Here is a 1280-nt window from a genome sequence, read left to right as displayed (position 1 = left end):
TTACGACGCATTGAATGTGCCGTTGTACAAGGCACACCAATTGTAAATTACGGTGTACTCATAGCCGCTCTACATGGTATACTAGAACGAGCAATAAGCCCGTTTGTTGATGAATTAAAGGGGTAGTTATTAAATTAAATTGTATGCAGTCATTTAACTTTCACAATAAGAATGGTATAATTAAGTGTTGGAGTTTGAATGATTGTATAGGAAGGAATATACATGTTCGAATCGATTCAACCGTGGATTGGCATGGCAACCATCGTCCTTGTTATAGCGTTGTTAGTGTATTGTGTCATCTTGCACATTCGCTTAGGGAGCCTTAAAAAGAAATACGATTTCTTTATGCAAGGGGATAATGGTGCGAGCCTAGAACGTAAATTATCTTTAGAGGTTAGCGAAATTCGCGATGCTGCTAAGGGTCTTGAGACAATGTTGACTGAGCAAGCTGCGATCCGCAATATTCAAAGCAATACGATACAAAAAATTGGCTTTATTAAATATAATGCCTTTGAAAATATCGGGAATGATTTGTCCTTTGCGCTTACATTGCTTGACGGCAACAATAACGGCATCTGTATCTCCAGTATTTACGGTCGTAATGAATCCCGTATTTTTAGTAAACCCATTGTGAAAGGTAAAAGTCTCGTAAGTCTTTCACAAGAAGAATTAGAGAGTTTGAACGAAGCGTTGGGCGAACGCACCAATGAGGAAGCGTTAACGAGCGCCATCGTTTCTAAATAAGGAAGGTTTGTATTGAAAGTACCGGCATTTATTTCAAACAAAGTTGAAAGAAATGGTGACAACTGCATATTGACATTAACAACCAAGCAGGCGAAAGTAGCAGCCATTGTTGGCTCTATCTTAATTATCGCGGCGTTGGTTCTCGGCATTTGGGGCATCGTGCGCCAAGCTGAGGTAGTGCAATTACGTCAACAGACACAATTGCAATCGGAACAACTGAAATTATTACAACAAAAGACAGATGTTCTAGATAAGAAAATCCAAAACTTAAATCAAATTAGCGAAGAAAATAAGCAAATGCTTAAGGGCGCTGAATCTGGCACACCATCTCAAGGTGGAGGGGACGGTAGCGACCCAAAGCAGCCAGCCGCTGATGAAAGCGAAGTAAAGACGCTGACGGCGGCACAATTATCAGCGCGTCTATCCAAAATGGACAAGGACGCACAAAAATTGCTAGTTAGCTTCTATACAATGCGTAATATCCTTCGCGATGGTGGTGCGCAAGACCTTATGGCTATGCAATCCATTAACTTCTC

At 40.9% G+C, this 1280-nt stretch carries 2 protein-coding genes and 1 pseudogene; all 3 read left to right on the top strand.

The window, feature by feature from the left end; all coding sequences use genetic code 11:
* Window positions 1-126 (top strand): hypothetical protein (locus tag QZ334_RS05850; protein ID WP_295232704.1); only part of this gene is annotated, 126 nt, incomplete at its 5' end.
* 96 nt (window positions 127-222) lie between these two features.
* On the top strand, window positions 223-744 hold the full coding sequence (locus QZ334_RS05845) for a DUF4446 family protein (protein WP_295232692.1): 522 nt from the start codon (window positions 223-225) through the stop codon (window positions 742-744).
* Window positions 745-813: 69 nt separating this feature from the next.
* A pseudogene (locus QZ334_RS05840) lies at window positions 814-1280 on the top strand (M23 family peptidase); the annotation flags it as partial.

It is taken from the genome of Veillonella sp., from assembly GCF_019414865.1.
Lineage (GTDB): Bacteria > Bacillota > Negativicutes > Veillonellales > Veillonellaceae > Veillonella.
This window is presented reverse-complemented; position numbering and strand designations above follow the sequence as displayed.